The 17022-nt window shown below is 63.3% G+C and carries 19 protein-coding genes; 12 read left to right on the top strand and 7 right to left on the bottom strand.

Annotated elements, in window-relative coordinates:
- Positions 1-8: 8 nt before the first annotated feature.
- Positions 9-566, bottom strand: coding sequence for an HNH endonuclease (locus AC0L2Y_RS08295; RefSeq protein ID WP_023677956.1), 558 nt, complete (start codon positions 564-566; stop codon positions 9-11).
- Positions 567-695: 129 nt separating this feature from the next.
- On the bottom strand, positions 696-1337 hold the full coding sequence (locus tag AC0L2Y_RS08290; protein ID WP_473555227.1) for a DNA-3-methyladenine glycosylase family protein: 642 nt from the start codon (positions 1335-1337) through the stop codon (positions 696-698).
- A 122-nt stretch (positions 1338-1459) separates the two neighbouring features.
- Between AC0L2Y_RS08290 and gluQRS the strand changes: the two genes are divergently transcribed.
- Positions 1460-2335 carry a tRNA glutamyl-Q(34) synthetase GluQRS gene (gluQRS, locus tag AC0L2Y_RS08285; RefSeq protein WP_473555225.1) on the top strand — a complete coding sequence of 292 codons (876 nt, stop codon included), beginning with the start codon at positions 1460-1462 and terminating at the stop codon, positions 2333-2335.
- 149 nt (positions 2336-2484) lie between these two features.
- On the top strand, positions 2485-3375 hold the full coding sequence (locus AC0L2Y_RS08280) for a DMT family transporter (protein ID WP_473555222.1): 891 nt from the start codon (positions 2485-2487) through the stop codon (positions 3373-3375).
- On the opposite strand, the gene AC0L2Y_RS08275 is transcribed toward AC0L2Y_RS08280, so the two are convergent.
- Positions 3342-4196, bottom strand: coding sequence for a YihY/virulence factor BrkB family protein (locus AC0L2Y_RS08275; protein WP_031212039.1), 855 nt, complete (start codon positions 4194-4196; stop codon positions 3342-3344). The two genes, AC0L2Y_RS08280 and AC0L2Y_RS08275, sit on opposite strands and share 34 nt — an antisense overlap.
- Before the next feature lie 57 nt (positions 4197-4253).
- On the opposite strand from AC0L2Y_RS08275, the gene AC0L2Y_RS08270 reads away from it, so the two are divergent.
- The 7 genes from AC0L2Y_RS08270 to AC0L2Y_RS08240 all read left to right on the top strand — a co-directional run bounded on the left by AC0L2Y_RS08270 (position 4254) and on the right by AC0L2Y_RS08240 (position 9813).
- Positions 4254-5120: an SDR family oxidoreductase gene (locus AC0L2Y_RS08270; RefSeq protein WP_473555220.1), complete on the top strand. Its 867-nt coding sequence runs from the start codon at positions 4254-4256 to the stop codon at positions 5118-5120.
- Between the two features lie 24 nt (positions 5121-5144).
- Positions 5145-5336: a twin transmembrane helix small protein gene (locus AC0L2Y_RS08265; protein ID WP_023677950.1), complete on the top strand. Its 192-nt coding sequence runs from the start codon at positions 5145-5147 to the stop codon at positions 5334-5336.
- Positions 5337-5365: 29 nt separating this feature from the next.
- On the top strand, positions 5366-5947 hold the full coding sequence (locus AC0L2Y_RS08260; protein WP_473555217.1) for a cob(I)yrinic acid a,c-diamide adenosyltransferase: 582 nt from the start codon (positions 5366-5368) through the stop codon (positions 5945-5947).
- 25 nt (positions 5948-5972) lie between these two features.
- Positions 5973-6776 (top strand): rhomboid family intramembrane serine protease, encoded by an 804-nt coding sequence (locus tag AC0L2Y_RS08255; protein ID WP_473555215.1) that lies wholly within the window; start codon positions 5973-5975, stop codon positions 6774-6776.
- Positions 6777-6983: 207 nt separating this feature from the next.
- Positions 6984-7733 (top strand): electron transfer flavoprotein subunit beta/FixA family protein, encoded by a 750-nt coding sequence (locus AC0L2Y_RS08250; protein WP_023677947.1) that lies wholly within the window; start codon positions 6984-6986, stop codon positions 7731-7733.
- A gap of 157 nt (positions 7734-7890) precedes the next feature.
- Positions 7891-8820 (top strand): electron transfer flavoprotein subunit alpha/FixB family protein, encoded by a 930-nt coding sequence (locus AC0L2Y_RS08245; protein WP_473555212.1) that lies wholly within the window; start codon positions 7891-7893, stop codon positions 8818-8820.
- A 114-nt stretch (positions 8821-8934) separates the two neighbouring features.
- Positions 8935-9813, top strand: coding sequence for a 3-hydroxybutyryl-CoA dehydrogenase (locus tag AC0L2Y_RS08240; RefSeq protein ID WP_023677945.1), 879 nt, complete (start codon positions 8935-8937; stop codon positions 9811-9813).
- A gap of 9 nt (positions 9814-9822) precedes the next feature.
- Here AC0L2Y_RS08240 and AC0L2Y_RS08235 read toward each other — a convergent pair whose 3' ends face one another.
- Together AC0L2Y_RS08235 and AC0L2Y_RS08230 are read right to left on the bottom strand one after the other, a co-directional pair.
- Positions 9823-10461, bottom strand: a complete 639-nt coding sequence (locus AC0L2Y_RS08235; protein WP_473555211.1) for an NrsF family protein — start codon at positions 10459-10461, stop codon at positions 9823-9825.
- A 1-nt stretch (position 10462) separates the two neighbouring features.
- Complete coding sequence (locus AC0L2Y_RS08230) at positions 10463-11005, bottom strand: sigma-70 family RNA polymerase sigma factor (protein WP_352467572.1); 543 nt, start codon at positions 11003-11005, stop codon at positions 10463-10465.
- Between the two features lie 202 nt (positions 11006-11207).
- Between AC0L2Y_RS08230 and AC0L2Y_RS08225 the strand changes: the two genes are divergently transcribed.
- The 3 genes from AC0L2Y_RS08225 (at position 11208) to AC0L2Y_RS08215 (ending at position 15044) form a co-directional block, all read left to right on the top strand.
- Complete coding sequence (locus AC0L2Y_RS08225; protein ID WP_473555209.1) at positions 11208-12215, top strand: iron ABC transporter substrate-binding protein; 1008 nt, start codon at positions 11208-11210, stop codon at positions 12213-12215.
- Between the two features lie 166 nt (positions 12216-12381).
- Complete coding sequence (locus tag AC0L2Y_RS08220) at positions 12382-13965, top strand: ABC transporter permease (RefSeq protein WP_473555207.1); 1584 nt, start codon at positions 12382-12384, stop codon at positions 13963-13965.
- Positions 13962-15044 (top strand): ABC transporter ATP-binding protein, encoded by a 1083-nt coding sequence (locus AC0L2Y_RS08215; protein WP_473555204.1) that lies wholly within the window; start codon positions 13962-13964, stop codon positions 15042-15044. Before AC0L2Y_RS08220 ends, AC0L2Y_RS08215 begins: the two co-directional genes overlap by 4 nt.
- Positions 15045-15092: 48 nt before the next feature.
- On the opposite strand, the gene ugpC is transcribed toward AC0L2Y_RS08215, so the two are convergent.
- A complete protein-coding gene (gene ugpC, locus AC0L2Y_RS08210; protein ID WP_473555201.1) occupies positions 15093-16160 on the bottom strand; it encodes a sn-glycerol-3-phosphate ABC transporter ATP-binding protein UgpC in 1068 nt (355 codons plus the stop codon).
- A 7-nt stretch (positions 16161-16167) separates the two neighbouring features.
- Complete coding sequence (gene ugpE, locus AC0L2Y_RS08205) at positions 16168-17016, bottom strand: sn-glycerol-3-phosphate ABC transporter permease UgpE (RefSeq protein WP_473555199.1); 849 nt, start codon at positions 17014-17016, stop codon at positions 16168-16170.
- Between the last annotated feature and the right edge of the window lie 6 nt (positions 17017-17022).

Below are 17022 nucleotides of genomic sequence, written 5' to 3'. Positions count from 1 at the left end.
AGCCGGCCCTACGGCTCGAGTTCGACATCCCAGTACAGATAATCCATCCAGCTTTCGTGCAGATGGTTGGGCGGGAACAGCCGGCCGTTATTATGCAAATCATGCACCGTCGGCTGATAGGGCTTCTGCAGCGGCCACATCTTGGCGTGGGCCGGCATCATGCCCCCCTTCCTCAGATTGCAGGGCGAGCAGGCAGCGACGACGTTCTCCCAGGTCGTGGCGCCGCCGCGATGGCGCGGAATGACATGGTCGAACGTCAGATCGTCCGGCGTGCCGCAATATTGGCACTGGAAACGGTCGCGCAGGAAGACGTTGAAACGGGTAAACGCCGGATGCCTCGACGGCTTCACGTAAGCCTTCAGGCTGACGACGCTCGGCAGCTTCATCGAAAAGGTCGGTGAAGAGACGGCGTGTTCGTATTCGGCGACGATGTTCACCCTCTCGAGGAACACCGCCTTGATGGCATCCTGCCAGGACCAGAGCGACAGGGGGTAATAGCTGAGCGGACGGTAATCCGCATTCAGCACCAGCGCTGGAAGCCCATCCGGAGATACGGCAACCGTCACGTCGTTGACCTCCTTCACCCTAGAACCGGTCGACGCGGATACTGTAAGCCCGACATGACAGGGATGTGAAGCGGATTGTCGATCATGCCGGGTCTCAAAAACGCATGATTTCAATGCTTTTTTGCGGATTCAGGCCGGAGGCGCGGCATCCCTGCCCTTCAATTCGCGATAATAAGCCCAGAAAAGCCGCGATGCGACACCGCGCCACGGGCTCCATGATTCGGCAAGCCGGATCAGCATTTTCTCCGGCGGACGCGGGTCGATGCCGAGCGCATGGCCGACCGCGCTCTGCAATGCGACGTCGCGCGCCGGAAAGATATCTGGGTGTCCGGCGGCAAACAAAAGATAGACTTCAGCCGTCCACGAGCCGATGCCCGGCACCTTGGTCATGGCCGCGATCGCCTCGCTTGCATCGAGCCGGCACAGGTGATCGAGGTCGAGCCCGTCGGCCACCGCCCGGGCGACGGCAATCAGACCGCTCTGCTTGGGCCGCGACAGCCCGGCCTCGCGAAAGATCGCCTCGTCGGCGGCAAGGATCGCCTGCGGCGTCAGCGGATCGAGCAGTTTCGTCAGCCGGCCGAAGATGGCATCGGCGCTCGCGCGGGACACTTGTTGCGAAACAACGATCGAGGCAAGGCTCCTGAACCCCGGCTCCGACAACCTGAGCGGCACTTCGCCGGCCATGCCGCGCACTTGTTCCAGGCGTGGGTCGAGTAAGCATAGCCTATCCAGCCCTTGCGCAATGTCGTCGAGACTGGCGATGCGTTGCATGTCTGCTTGTTCCAAAATCAAAAGTGCCGCACGCTTCGTCACGTGTTCCTCTCGACGCACGACGCCACCGGCGCAAAGTAGCAATTGGCGAAAGCGCCGCACAACCCGATTGCCGCCGGACAATGACACTGCTGACATTCCGCTTCGCGCCGAGCCCGAACGGCGAACTGCATCTCGGCCATGCCTATTCGGCCCTGCTCAATCAGAAATTGGCAAAGGCGGCGGGTGGACGCCTGCTGCTGCGCATCGAGGATATCGATACGACGCGCTGCACGCCGGAATTCGAGGCAGGCATTTTTCGCGACCTGAAATGGCTGGGGCTTGGCTGGGAAGAACCGGTGCGCCGCCAGTCCGAGCATTTTGCCGAATATCGGGCGACGCTCGAGCGGCTGATCGAAGCGGAGCTTGTCTATCCGGCCTTCATGAGCAGAAGTGAGATCCGCGCCTTCATCGCCGACAGTGAAAAGCGCGGCCGCGACTGGCCGCGCGACCCGGACGGCGTGCCGCTCTATCCCGCCGCCGACAAGGCGTTGCCGGCGAGCGAGCGCAAGCGGCGCATCGCCGAAAATGTGCCATTTGCCTGGCGGCTGAACGTCGATGCGGCAATGGCGCGCGCCGGCAAGGACCTGTCATGGGCCGAATACACGGACGAGACGCTCTCCGCGACGCGTCGTGTCGAAGCCCGTCCGCAGGATTGGGGCGACGTGATCGTGGCGCGCCGCGAAATCCCGACCAGCTATCATCTCGCCGTCATCATGGACGACGCGCTGCAGGGGGTCAGCCATGTCGTGCGCGGCCAGGACCTTTATTCCGCGACCAGCGTGCAGCGGCTGCTTCAGCAACTGCTTGGCCTGCCGCAGCCGGCCTATTTTCACCATCGCCTGATCCTCGGCCCGGACGGACGAAAGCTGTCGAAGAGTTTTGGTGATACCGGCCTTGCCGCCCAGCGTAAGGCGGGCGCATCGCCGGCCGATGTCAAACGGCTGGTCGGTCTCTAGACTGGACCGGTGAGCTGACGGCCATCAACGGCGCTCCTTCAATTCCAATAATTCTATGGATCAACCGTTTGGTTTTGCCTGCCGCTCCGAACCGCATTAAGCAGTCGCGACAGTCGATCCCTCATCCGAATTCACCGCGGCCTCCGGAAATGCACAGCCTCAAGCGGTTCGTCCCCGCCACTTTTGTCGTCCTGTGGGCGACCGGCTTCATCGGCGCGCGCTATGCCATGCCGTGGGCGGAGCCTTTTACTTTCCTGGCCGCGCGCTTTGTCCTGGCTGCAATCCTGCTTGTCGCTTTGATGGCCGCACTTGGTTCGAGCCGCGCTACCCGCGACGAGGCGCTGCACGCGACCGGTGCCGGCATCCTGATGCATGGCATCTATCTCGGCGGCGTGTTCTGGGCAATCCACAGGGGCATGCCCGCCGGGCTTTCAGCCTTGATCGTCGGCCTGCAGCCGCTGATCACGGCAGTGCTCGCCGGCCGGCTTCTGGGCGAGGCCATCCTGCCGCGCCACTGGACCGGTCTCGGCCTCGGGTTGATCGGCGTGGTGATCGTGCTCTGGCCGAAGCTCGGCGCGCTCGGCGGCGGCGTGACGGCCGAAACACTGGGCGCCTCGCTGGTCTCCGTACTCGGCATGAGCGCCGGTACGATCTGGCAGAAGCGTTTCGCCTCCGGCGGAGATCTGGTGGCTGCCACGTTCTGGCAATATGTCGGCGGCGCATCGGTGATGGCCTTGGCCTCGCTCGCCTTCGAGACCCGAACGGTGATCGTCAACGGCGAACTGATCTTCGCCATGGCCTGGCTCGTGCTGGTGCTGTCGATCGGCGCCATCTTCCTGTTGATGGTGATGATCCGCGACGGCGAGATGTCGAAGGTCGCCTCGCTGTTTTACCTCGTGCCGGCCGTCACCGCGGTCATCGCCTGGGCATTGTTCGGTGAGCAATTGAGCCCGCTCCAGATCGCCGGCATGGCGATCGCGACGCTCGGCGTCGGGCTGGCGACGGCTCAGCCGCCGACTCTCGCACGTGCCTCTAAATAGCGGCTGATCGCGGCGTTGAGCTCGCCACCGAGGATGAAGATCGCCGAGACGATATACAGGAATACGACCGCGATCATGATCGAGGCGAGGCCGGCATAGGTCGTCACATAGGACGAGAAATGATCGAGATAGGCGGCGAAGATGGTCGACCCGATGAGCCAGCCTACCAGCGTGAAGATGATGCCCGGCACGATCGAAACCAAGCGGCGCTTGCCGGCCGGCAGCCAGAAATGCACGGCGAACAGACCGCCGATGATGACGACCGAGGCGATGACGTAACGCCACAGCGTGATCGTGCCCATATAGGGTTTTATCCATTCGAAATGCGACTCGGCCAGCCGTGCCAGCAATGGCGCGAAGACCAGCAGCACGCTGATCGCCAAAAACCCGGCCGTCGCGATCAGCACGAAGATGATGCTCTGCACCCGCCGGTAGATGATGCCGCGCGTTTCCGAGACACGATAGGCCCGGTTGAGCGAGGTGCGCAGCGCCTCGATGCCGTTCGAGGCGAAGTATCCGGCAAGCACGATACCGTAGGTCAACAGGTCGCTGCGCCGGACGGTAAGCACGTTGAGCACTTCGCGCGCGATCGGTTTGGCGATCTGCTCGGGCCATGTGTCGAACACAAGGTGCACGGCGGTGTCGGCGAAAGCCTGCGCGCCGAAAAAACTCGCCAGCGTCGTGGCAAAGATCAGGAAAGGAAAAAGCGCCATCAGCGCGGTGATTGCCAGATGGCTGGCCATTGCCCAGCCGTCGTCGGTGTTGAAATGGCCGAGCGCGTCGTAGAGGACGCGTTTGAGGGCTACGATCTTCCGCAACAAGAACCGCGTTCCCTTCGATTGTCCCGACGCCGCGAATATGGGAAGGGTTTGCGGTAAATGACAACCCTAGGTCAAACCACCATTCCTTCCGGAGAAGAGTTGCGCACCATCATTGTCACAGGTGCCTCTTCCGGTATAGGCGCCTATTGCGCCCATGCTCTTAAGAAGGAAGGCTGGCGGGTGTTCGCAACGGCCCGAAAGCCCGAGGATATCGCCGCGCTCGAGGCCGACGGCATCGAGGCCTTTTATCTGGACTACACCGAGCCCGGATCGATCGAGGCGGTGCTGGCGTCGGTGCTGGAACGGACCGGCGGTCGGCTCGATGCGCTCTTCAACAACGGCGCCTATGGACAGCCCGGCGCCGTCGAGGACCTGCCGGTCGAGGCGTTGCGGCAGCAGTTCGAGGCCAATGTCTTTGGCTGGCATGATCTAACTCGCCGCGTCGTACCGGTGATGCGCCGCCAGGGCCATGGCCGTCTCGTTCATTGCTCATCGATCCTCGGCCTTGCGCCGGTGCCTTTCCGCGGCGCCTACTCGGCATCGAAGCACGCTATCGAAGGGCTGATGCTGTCGCTCTATCAAGAACTCCTCGGCAGCGGCATCAATGTTTCGCTGATCGAGCCGGGGCCGGTGAAATCGAAGATCGCCAGCAACAGCCTCGCATGGTTCCTGGCGAATATCGATCACGAGAATTCGGTTCATCGCGTCGCCTATGCGGCGCAACTCAAACGGCTGCGGGCCGGCGGCAGCACGTCGCGGCTGAAGCCCGGGCCGGAGGTGGTTTATGCCGCCTTGCGCCATGCGCTTCTGTCGCGGCGCCCGCGCCCGCATTATGTGGTAACGGTGCCTGCCAGGATCGGCGCGATCCTTAAACGCATCCTGCCGTCATCGGTACTCTATCGTCTGCTCGCCAAACGCGCCTGAACGCAATCCAACCTGGAACACACCATGGCAACCGTCTTCAACATCCTCGCCGTTCTCGTCATGGTCGCCGTGGTGATCGTGCTGATCCGCGGCCTCATCAACATGATGCGCGGCGGCTCCAGCATGACCTCCAACAAGCTGATGCAGACGCGCGTGCTCTTGCAGTTCGTGGCCTTGGTGCTGATCATGCTGGCGGTGTATTTCACCCGTAAGTGACGCAGCAGCCACCAGCCGGGAGGTAACCCGTGGTCAAGCTCAACAAGATCTACACCCGCACTGGCGACGATGGCACCACCGGCCTCGGCTCTGGTGAGCGGCGGCTGAAATCCGACCTTCGCATCGACGCCTACGGCACCGTCGACGAGGCCAATGCCTGCATCGGCATGGCCCGCGTCCATACAGCGGCAGTAAATCCGGCGATCGATGCGATGCTTGGCCGCATCCAGAACGATCTTTTCGACCTCGGCGCCGATCTGGCAGTCCCCGACAATGGCAAGCCGCTCGACTACGAGCCGCTGCGCATCATCGCCTCGCAGACCGACCGCGTCGAACAGGACATCGACCTCCTCAACAAGGACCTTGAGCCGCTCAAATCTTTCGTGCTCAACGGCGGTACGCCGGCAGCGGCTGCCCTTCACCTCGCCCGCACGGTGGCCCGCCGCGCCGAGCGCATCATGGTGGCACTGTCGCAAGCTCCAGACGAGCACGTCAACCGCGAGGCGATAAGATACATCAACCGTGTCTCGGACTTTCTGTTCGTCGCCGCACGCGCGGTCAATGACAATGGAAATGCCGACGTGCTATGGGTTCCCGGCAAGAACCGCTGAATCCGCCGGAAGCGGGAGAGGTCCGATGTTCATCCCGCTTTACGACACCAACCGGCTGCGGCACATCAAGCTGCAATATGTGACGATCAGCCTGATCGCGCTAAACGTGTTGATCTACTTTGTCACAACGCTTGGCGGGGAGGACTTCGCCAACGCCGCGGTACTGGGCCTCGGCTTCATCCCGTCTGTTGTGCATGACAGCGTCGAGCTCGCTCCGCAATTTGTCGTCATTCCGGAGAGCCTGAGCTATCTGACCTATTCCTTCCTGCACGCGGATATCTTCCACCTCGGCGGCAACATGCTGTTCCTGTGGGTGTTCGGCGACAATGTCGAGGATGCACTCGGCCATGTCCGCTATCTCGTCTTCTACCTGCTTTGCGCCATCGCCGGCGCTTTCTTCCAGGGTCTGGTGGCCTGGGATTCGCAAGTGCCGCTGATCGGCGCGTCGGGCGCCATCGCCGGTGTGGTCGCCGCCTATCTGATCCTTTATCCGCGGGTGAAGGTATGGGTACTGGTCTTCGCCCGCATCCCGTTGCGCATCCCGGCCTTCATCCCGCTCATCCTGTGGATCCTGTTCCAAATCTTCATGTTCGCGCAGGGTGGCGAGGACCAGGTTTCCTGGGCCTGCCATATCGGCGGCATCATCGCCGGAGCCGTGCTGGTGCTTATCTTGCGCAGCCGCGGCGTACCGTTGCTCGCCGCTGCGGATGAAGAGGCTGTGGTGGTCGCCGGCCAGGTGCCTGCTGCCGCAGAGCCGGCGCCAAGCGAACCACAACCTGCGCAGCCGGCGCCGCGCTGGGGCCGGGGAAGCGTTTCCGGTCCGGACTGAACCGATTTGAGTGCTTCGCCGAGGATCCGAGTGCGCCCGGATATTGACGCGCGGGGTCGCCGCAACTACGGAAGCGCCACCCTAGTGGCGTGGCGAAGACCAGAATTCCGTCCGGAATGTCGGCTTTCGACAACTCTGAAGAGGTGCACGCTGCTATAGCGCGCCCGACGAGCGTGAAGAGACTATCGTGAAAGAGGTGACAGGCAAATGAAGATCCTTGTGCCCGTGAAGCGGGTTGTGGATGCGAACGTCAAGGTCCGGGTGAAGGCGGACGGTTCGGCGGTGGAACTCGCCAACGTCAAGATGGCGATGAACCCGTTCGACGAGATCGCGGTGGAAGAGGCGATCCGGCTGAAGGAAGCTGGCAAGGCCGAAGAGATCATCGTCGTGTCGATCGGGCCGCAGCAGGCACAGGAGACCTTGCGCACGGCGCTCGCCATGGGCGCAGACCGCGCCATCCTGGTCAAGACCGACGAGCAGACCGAGCCGCTCGGCGTCGCCAAGGTGCTGAAGGGCGTCGTAGAGGCAGAACAGCCCGGCCTGGTCATTCTCGGCAAGCAGGCGATCGACGACGATTCCAACCAGACTGGCCAGATGCTGGCCGCACTTCTCGGCTGGGCTCAGGGCACCTTCGCCTCCAAGATCGTGCTCGACGGTGACAAGGCCACGGTGACGCGCGAGGTCGATGGCGGCCTGCAGACGCTGGAACTGAAGATGCCGGCAATCGTCACGGCCGATTTGCGGCTGAACCAGCCACGCTACGCGTCGCTGCCCAACATTATGAAGGCCAAGAAGAAGCCGCTCGATGAGAAGAGCCCTGCCGACTACGGCGCCGACGTCAAGCCACGGCTGAAGGTGATCAAGACCGAGGAGCCGGGCGGCCGCAAGGCGGGCGTCAAGGTCAAGAGCGTCGCCGAACTGGTCGACAAGCTGAAAAACGAAGCCGGCGTGCTGTAGGAATTCATGTGATGCCGGCCTGCAAACGGCAGGGTTCTCCGCTTCCGGTGCTCACGTACTGAAGTACGCTCCGCTCCGGTTCTCGAACCCAACCGTTTTCGACTCGGCCTGACATGAATTCGAACGTCGCCACTGAAGTGGATCAAGGAATAAAGAGATGACAATTCTTCTGATTGCCGAACACGACAACGCTGCGCTTTCCGACCAGACTGCCAAGGCACTTTCGGCGGCGCTGCAGATCGGTTCGGACGTGCATGTGCTGGTTGCCGGCAAAGCTGCCAAGCCGGCAGCGGACGCCGCCGCCAAGCTCAAGGGCGTCACCAAGGTGCTGCTCGCCGACGCTGACGAACTGACCGAGCGTCTCGCCGAACCGCTGGCGGCACTCGTCGTTTCGCTTGCTGAGCCATACGAGACGATCATCGCGCCGGCGACCTCGTCGGGCAAGAACGTCGCGCCCCGCGTGGCGGCGCTGCTCGATGTCGCTCAGATATCGGAAATCATCGAAGTCGTGTCGCCCGACACCTTCAAGCGGCCGATCTATGCCGGCAACGCCATCCAGACGGTGCAGTCGAGTGACGCCAAGAAGGTCATCACGGTGCGCACTGCTTCCTTCCAGGCAGCACCCGAGGGCGGTTCCGCGCCGGTCGAGACGGTTCAGGCGGCGGCCAATCCCGGCCTGTCGAGCTTTGTCGAGAACAAGCTCTCCGAGACCGACCGTCCAGAGCTGACCTCGGCCAGGATCATCATCTCGGGCGGCCGTGCGCTGGGCTCCTCCGAGAAGTTCCAGGAGGTCATCCTGCCGGTCGCCGACAAGCTCGGTGCGGCGGTTGGCGCATCTCGCGCCGCCGTCGATGCCGGCTATGCGCCGAACGACTGGCAGGTCGGCCAGACCGGCAAGGTGGTAGCGCCCGACCTTTATATTGCCGTCGGCATCTCCGGTGCCATCCAGCACCTTGCCGGCATGAAGGATTCGAAGGTGATCGTTGCCATCAACAAGGACGAGGAAGCGCCGATCTTCCAGGTCGCCGACTACGGTCTCGTCGGCGATCTCTTCGTCATTCTGCCGGAACTGCAAAAGGCGCTTTGACGCCTTCTGCCAAAGCGTATTAAATTCTGAGGGGTGGGGTAGACGAAGTCGCCCCGCCCTTTTAGTTTGCACTGCACAAAAAACGGGCCGCAAAGGCCTCGACGGGATCGGGTAATGAGTAAGATCGAGACGATCGGCATCATCGGCGCGGGCCAGATGGGTGGCGGCATCGCCCATGTGTCGGCGCTGGCGGGCTATAAGGTGCTGGTTTACGATATTTCGCCCGACCGCATCGAAAAGGGCATCGCTACGATCAGCGGCAACATGGCCCGTCAGGTCGGTTCCGGCAAACTCGAGGAAAAGCTGCGCAATGAGGCGATGGCGCGCATTTCGGCGGCACCGGCCATGGCCGACCTTGCTGGCGCCGATCTGGTGATCGAAGCAGCGACAGAGGACGAGACGGTCAAGCGCAAGATCTATGCCCAGCTCTGCCCGCAGCTCAACCCCGAGGCTATCCTGGCGACGAACACGTCATCGATTTCGATCACGCGGCTGGCTTCGCAGACCGACCGCCCTGAACGCTTCATCGGCATACATTTCATGAATCCGGTTCCTGTGATGAAGCTGGTCGAACTGGTGCGCGGCATCGCCACCGAGGACCAGACCTTCGAAGCGGCAAAAACATATGTGAAGCAACTCGACAAGACGATCACCGTCTCGGAGGATTTCCCGGCCTTCATCGTCAACCGCATCCTGCTGCCGATGATCAACGAAGCGATCTACACGCTCTATGAAGGTGTCGGCTCGGTCGACGCCATCGACACCGCCATGAAGCTCGGCGCCAACCATCCGATGGGGCCGCTGCAGCTTGCCGATTTCATCGGGCTCGATACTTGCCTGTCGATCATGCAGGTGCTGCATGACGGGCTGTCGGATTCGAAATACCGCCCTTGCCCGCTGCTGGTCAAATATGTCGAGGCCGGCTGGCTCGGCCGCAAGACCGGGCGCGGCTTCTACGACTATCGCGGCGAGCACCCCGTTCCGACGCGTTGATCGGCGTCACTACCAGCGCACGAAAAGTCGTCCGCCGACCGCCCCGAGCACGGCAAGGCCGGCGCTCGCGATCGTATACCAGGTGCCGACAAAAAGCGGCGAATCGTCGAAGCAATGCGCTGCATAGAAGGTCGCCGCCAGCCCGCCGGCAAGCAGGCCTGCCGCCGCACCGGCAAGCACCGGCCGTGTCGGCGCGCCATGACGCAGCACCGCGAGAAAGACGGCAAGCGGGCCGATGCCGATCAACGGAATAAAGGTCAGGCAGATGACCATGTTCGTCCCGACCAGGCGTGTGCCCCAGTCGGACGCAGGCACGGCGAAGAGTTCGAGAATCACGGCCACAATCACCAGCAGCGGCGCGGCGACCATCCAGCTCGCCACCCGGCCGGTCGATGCACCAGGCATCGACAGCGCACGCACCAGGGCAAAGGCGCTGGCGGCAAGAGCGATCGTGAAGACGAATTTGGACAGGAACCGCATCGTGTGCATGGCGATCGCAATGTCGGGGCGCGGGCCGATCGTCGACCAGAAAACCGCGGCCGCGATCACGATGGCCGCGCCGGCGGCAAGCCACCAGGCGGCGCCCAGCGGCAGCGCCTCGCTGCGGGCATCGGCGTCGAGCGCCTTGATGAGATCTTCGGTCCTCATGTTATTCCCGCCCCGCCCTGAACCGTTTGGCAATGGCGGCAAGGCCGCGGTGCAGTGACACCCGCACAGCCGTCTCGCTGATGCCGAATTTGGCCGCGGTCTCACCGATTGACCGGCCTTCGACCGATACGGCCGAGACGACGGAACGTTGTGCCGGCGACAGGCTGTCGAGCGCCCGGTTGACGTCGCGCTCGCTCACCGTCTCTGATTCCGGCTCGGCAAAGGTCTCGGCGATTTCGTCGATCTCGACCTCGATCCGCCGGCCGCGCCGCCGGAACGCATCGATCAGCTTGAAACGGGCTATTGCATAGACCCAAGGCAGCACCGGCGCATCACGGCGCCAGGTGTGTCGTTTCACATGAATGGCCAGCAAGGTTTCCTGCACGACATCCTCGGGATCCACCCCGCCCTGCACGATCTTACGCCGGGCAAAGCCACGAACGAGCGCGGCGATCCGGTGCAGAAAGTCGGCATAGGCCCTTTCGTCTCCGGCGATCGCGGCCCGCAGCAGCCGTGAAAGCTCGGCCTCGTCCTTGCCGCTCACAAGAGTTCACTCCCCGATATTCGCGTCTCGGCGCTGATTTGTTACGGGGCCGGCGAAATAATGTCCAAGGCAAATTAGCTGAGCATCACGAAAGTTTGCTCCTTTTGAGCAATTGAGTGGGCCAGCAATGTTGACTGCGCTAGTCATGTATTGATAGGTGCAGCGTGCCAAGCCAAAGACCATCGAAATCGAGGACGACGCCATGAAGTATGCTCTTTCCGCCCTTGCCGGTGCGACAGCACTTGCAATCAGCCTGATCGCCGGCCCGGCAATAGCAGAGGACGAGGGCATCGTCGTCTACAACGCCCAGCACGAAAACCTGACCAAGGCCTGGGCGGAGGGATTCACCAAGGAAACCGGCATCAAGGTTACCGTCCGCAATGGCGGCGACAGCGATTTCTCCAATCAGATCGTTGCGGAAGGCGCCGCTTCGCCCGCCGATGTATTCCTGACTGAGAATTCGCCGGCCATGGCATTAGTCGAGGCGGCCGGCCTGTTCGCACCGGTCGACGCCGGGACGCTGGCCCAGGTTCCACAGGAGTACCAGCCGGCGAGCGGCAAATGGGTCGGCGTCGCCGCGCGCAGCACCGTCTTTGCCTACAACAAGACCAAGCTGACCGGCGACCAGCTGCCCAAATCGCTGCTCGATCTCGCCGATCCGAGCTGGAAGGGCCGTTGGGCCGCTTCGCCCTCCGGCGCCGATTTCCAGGCGATCGTCAGCGCGCTTCTGCAGCTAAAGGGTGAGGCAGCGACGGCCGACTGGCTGAAGGCGATGAAGGAGAATTTTACCGCCTATAAGGGCAACAGCACAGTGATGAAAGCGGTCAATGCCGGCGAGGTCGAAGGCGGCGTGATCTATCACTATTATTACTACGGTGATCAGGCCAAGACCGGCGAGAACAGCAAGAACATCGAGTTGCACTATTTCAAGCACCAGGACCCCGGCGCTTTCGTCTCAGTTTCCGGCGGTGGCGTGCTCGCCTCGAGCAAGCACCCGAAGGAAGCGCGGGCTTTCCTGAAATGGGTCACCGGCAAGGGCGGCCAGGACGTGCTGAAAACAGGCGATTCGTTCGAATACGCCGTCGGCAAGGGCGCCGAGTCCAATCCGAAGCTGGTGCCGCTGGCCGATTTGCAGGCGCCGAAAGTCGACGCGACGGCACTGAACTCGAAAAAGGTGACTGACCTGATGACGGCGGCCGGCTTGCTTTAGCCGGCGTTCGTCCTAAAAGGGCAACCGACTGCGCTCCTGTGGGAATTCGCTTTCCGCGGGAGCGCTCTGCTTTCAAGATGGCATCTGTCCATGACCGCAAGCTGCTCGCCGCATTGGCCGACGATCGTTTCCGCCTCCGGGCGGAAACGGCACAACGTCTGATCTGATGCAGTCGGCGATCGATCTCGCGCCTTCAGGCTTGCCGGCCGATACCACGGCCGTGCGGGCACGTCGTTGGTCGGTCTCATGGATTTCGCTGGCCGCCGTCTTTGTCTCGCTGTTCGCGCTGCTGCCGCTTGCCTTCATCGTCTGGGTGGCGGTGCAGACCGGCTGGGAAACTGTGGCGGCGCTGGTGTTCAGGCCGCGTGTCGGCGAACTTCTGGTCAACACCAGCCTGCTGGTGGTGCTGGCGGTGCCGATCTCAATCGTGCTGTCGGTCACGCTGGCCTGGCTGACCGAGCGCAGCGATCTGCCGGGTGCCCGCTTGTGGGCCTGGCTGTCGGTCGCGCCGCTCGCCATTCCCGCCTTCGTCCACAGTTACGCCTGGATCACCATGGTGCCCAGACTGCACGGCCTGTGGGCCGGCGTGCTTGTGTCGGTCATCGCCTATTTCCCATTCCTCTATCTGCCGGTGGCGGCGGCATTGCGCCGGCTCGATCCCGCTCTCGAGGATGCAGCGGCAGCCCTCGGTCTCGGCCCGTGGCGTGTGTTCAGGCGTGTCGTGCTGCCGCAGCTCCGGCTCGCCATTTGCGGCGGCTCCCTGCTGGTCGGCCTGCATCTCCTGGCCGAATACGGGCTCTATGTCTTCATCCGCTTCGACACCTTCACCACCGCGATCGTCGACCAGTTTCAGTCGACCTTCAACGGTCCCGCCGCCAACATGCTGGCCGGCGTGCTGGTGACCTGCTGCCTTGTGCTGCTCGGGCTGGAGGTGCTGGTGCGCGGCGAGGAGCGCTATGCCCGCGTCGGCTCGGGTGCCGCGCGCCACCAGCAGCGCACGAACCTAGGGCGCGCCACCATTCCTTGCCTGCTGCTGCCCGCCATTACCACGCTGCTGGCGCTCGGCGTGCCGTTCGTCACTATCGGCCGTTGGCTTGTGGCCGGCGGCGCCGATGTCTGGCGGCTCGACGAGATCGGCCTGGCGCTTGGCCAGACGCTGTTCCTGGCGATTGCCGGCGCGCTGCTCGCCACCGTCGCGGCAATGCCGATGGCGTGGATTTCGATCCGCGCGCCGGGGCGGCTGCAACGCGTCCTGGAGGGTTGCAACTATATCGTCGGCGCGTTGCCCGGCGTTGTCATCGCGCTGGCGCTGGTCACCATCGCCGTGCGTATCGCCATGCCGCTCTACCAGACCCTGTTCACCATCCTGGTCGCTTATGCGCTGATGTTCCTGCCGCGCGCCCTGATTAGCCTCAGGGCGTCGATCGCACAGGCGCCGGTCGAGCTCGAGCGCGCCGCCTCCAGCCTCGGCCGGTCGCCGCTCAAGGCGCTGTGGTCGACGACCATCCGCCTGTCGGCGCCGGGCGCCGCAGCCGGCATGGCGTTGGTCGCCCTGGGTATCATGAACGAATTGACCGCAACCCAGATGCTGGCGCCCAACGGCACCCGCACGCTGGCCATGGCGTTCTGGTCCTATAGCGGCGAGATCGACTATGCGTCGGCGGCGCCTTATGCCCTGATCATGGTGGCGATGTCGCTGCCTTTGACCTGGCTGCTCTACGTCCAGTCGAAGCGGATGGCCGGGCGATGAGCTTTCTCGAGCTGAGTGGCATCCACAAGCACTACGGGCCCGTCGCAGCACTTGCCGGCGTCGACCTCAGCGTGGCCAGCGGCAGCCGTACGGCAATCGTCGGGCCGTCCGGTTGCGGCAAGACCACGTTGCTGAGGCTGATCGCCGGCTTCGAGGCGCCGGACCGGGGCCGCATCGTGCTCGATGGCGAGGTGCTGGCCGATGGCGACACGGCCGTGCCGGCGCATCGCCGCGGCATCGGGCTAGTGGCGCAGGACGGCGCTCTATTCCCGCATCTGAGCATCGCCGCCAATATCGGCTTCGGCATGGGGCGTCACGAGGAAAAGCGCAGCGAGCGCATCGCCGAGCTCGCCTATGTCGTCGGGCTGGACAAAGGGATCCTGAAGCGCCGCCCGCACGAACTCTCCGGTGGCCAGCAGCAGCGCGTCGCGCTCGCCCGCGCCATGGCCATGAAGCCGCGGCTGATGTTGCTCGACGAGCCGTTCTCGGCGCTCGACACCGGCCTGCGCGCCTCGATGCGCAAGGCCGTGGCCGAGCTCCTCGAAACAGCCGGCATCACCACCATCCTGGTCACCCACGACCAGGCCGAGGCGCTGTCATTCGCCAGCCAGGTCGCGGTGATGCGCGACGGCAACTTCTCGCAGGTAGGCACGCCGCGCGAGCTCTATTTCAAGCCGAAGGACAGGATGGTCGCCGAGTTCCTCGGCGACGCCATCGTCCTGCCGGCAAGGATCGCCGATGGCTTCGCCATCTCGCCGCTCGGCCGCATCGCCGTCGACAGCTCGGAGCGGCGCGACGTCGCCCGCATCATGCTGCGGCCGGAGCAGGTGTTGCTGAAACGCACATCGCGTGAAGGCATGTCGGGCACGCCGGACATGCTGTTCGGCGAGGTGACGGAATCAGAGTTCGCCGGCTCGATGTGCACCATCGCGGTGCGTCTGTTGAACAGCCCCGATCCGCCCGACGCCGCGGCCATCGGCAACACGCCGTTGATCCTGCGCAAGCCGGGCATGGACGCGCCGGCGATCGGCGAGATCGTGCGGCTGACCGTGTCGGGCAAGGCGCATGTGTTTGCGTGAACGATTTTGGGCACGCATAGCACCACTCGGCAGGATGAAAGACCAGTCTCAATCGACCCGTTTACCCGCCAGATCGAACCAATGCAGCTTTTCGGACCTGGCCACGACGCGCAATTGGTCGCCTGGCTTGGCGCTGGCGCGGCCCGAGACGCGCACCACGATGCGGCTGCCGGCTGCCACGCAATGGAGAAAGCTTTCGGCACCGACCGGTTCGACCGCTTCCACTGTCGCCGGCAGCGCGAGCGCGCCGGCCGGCGCCTCTGCCGCGAAGGTGATGTCGGCGTCCTCCGGACGAAAGCCGAGTGTCACCGCCTTGCCCTGTCGAGGCGCCAAGCCAATCACAGTACCGTCCGCCAATACCAAGCTTGGGAAGGCCCCTGTGAGCGCCAGCAGATTCATCGGCGGTGCGCCTATGAACGAAGCGACGAAGGTCGAGGCCGGCTTCTCGTACACATCAAGCGGCGCGCCGGTCTGCTCGACCAGTCCGGCGTTCATGACGACGAGGATGTCGGCCAGCGTCATCGCCTCAAGCTGGTCGTGCGTGACATAAACCGAGGTTACGCCAAGCGAGCGCTGCAGATTCTTGATCTCGATGCGCATCTGCCCGCGCAATTTCGCATCGAGGTTGGACAGTGGTTCGTCGAACAGGAAGACCTTCGGGTTGCGCACGATGGCGCGACCCATGGCGACGCGCTGGCGCTGACCGCCGGAAAGCTCGCGCGGGCGCCGATCGAGCAGCGCGGAAAGCTCCAGCACCTTGGCAGTCGAGCGTACCCTGCTGTCGATCTCGTCCTTCGGCGTGCCGCGGTTGCGCAGGCCATAGGCCATGTTGTCATAGACCTTCATATGCGGGTAGAGCGCATAGTTCTGGAACACCATGGCGATGTCGCGCTCGGTCGGGCCAATGGCGTTGACCACCTTGCCGTCGATTGCGACTGTACCGGCAGAAATCGTCTCCAGCCCGGCGATCATCCTCAGCAGCGTGGACTTGCCGCAGCCGGAGGGGCCGACCAGCACGCAAAGCTCCTTGTCGGGAATGGCGATGGAAACGCCCTTCACGGCCTCGACGCCGCTGGGATAGATCTTCTTGACATCCTTCAGATCCACGGTCGCCATCGGCTTCTCACTTTTCGGATTCGACCAGGCCGCGCACGAACCAGCGTTGCATCAGCACGACAACCAGGATCGGCGGTACGATGGCAAGCATCGCGGTAACCATGACCAGGTGCCATTGGGTGTCGGCATCGGCGAAGGAAACCATCTTTCTCAGCGCGATGACGATGGTGTTCATGTCGTTGCTGTTGGTGACGAGAAGCGGCCAAAGGTACTGCGTCCAGCCATAGATGAAGAGGATCACGAACAGCGCCGCGATGTTAGTCCGCGACAGCGGCAGGAGGATATCAAAGAAGAAGCGCCATGGCCCGGCACCGTCGACACGCGCCGCCTCGACCAACTCGCCCGGTATGGTCATGAAGAACTGGCGAAACAGCAGCGTTGCGGTGGCCGAGGCGATCAGCGGGATGATCAGGCCGGCATAGGTGTCGATCATGCCGAGGTCGACCATCACCTTGTAGGTCGGCAGGATGCGCACCTCGACTGGAAGCATCAAAGTGATGAAGATCAGCCAGAAGAAGGTCATGCGCAGCGGAAAGCGGAAGAACACGATCGCGTAGGCCGACAGGATCGAGATGAAGATCTTTCCCACCGCGACGCCGAGCGCCATGATCGTGGTGTTGAGGAGCAGCCTGCCGACGCTGACCCCGCCGATACGACCAATGCCGCCGAACAACGCCTCGCTGTAATTGTTCAATAGCTGGCCGCCGGGCAAGAGCGGCAGCGGCGGCCTGAGGATCGTTTGCAGCGTGTGTGTCGATGCCACGAAGGTGTAGTAGATCGGAAAAGCCACGATCAATATGCCGAGGATGAGCACGGCATGGGCGATGAAGGTGCGGAGCGGGGACTGGCCGATCATCGCTGC

The organism is Mesorhizobium sp. WSM4830, from assembly GCF_055811495.1.
Note: the sequence above shows the minus strand (reverse complement) of the source record. Positions and strands in the feature narration are given on the sequence as shown.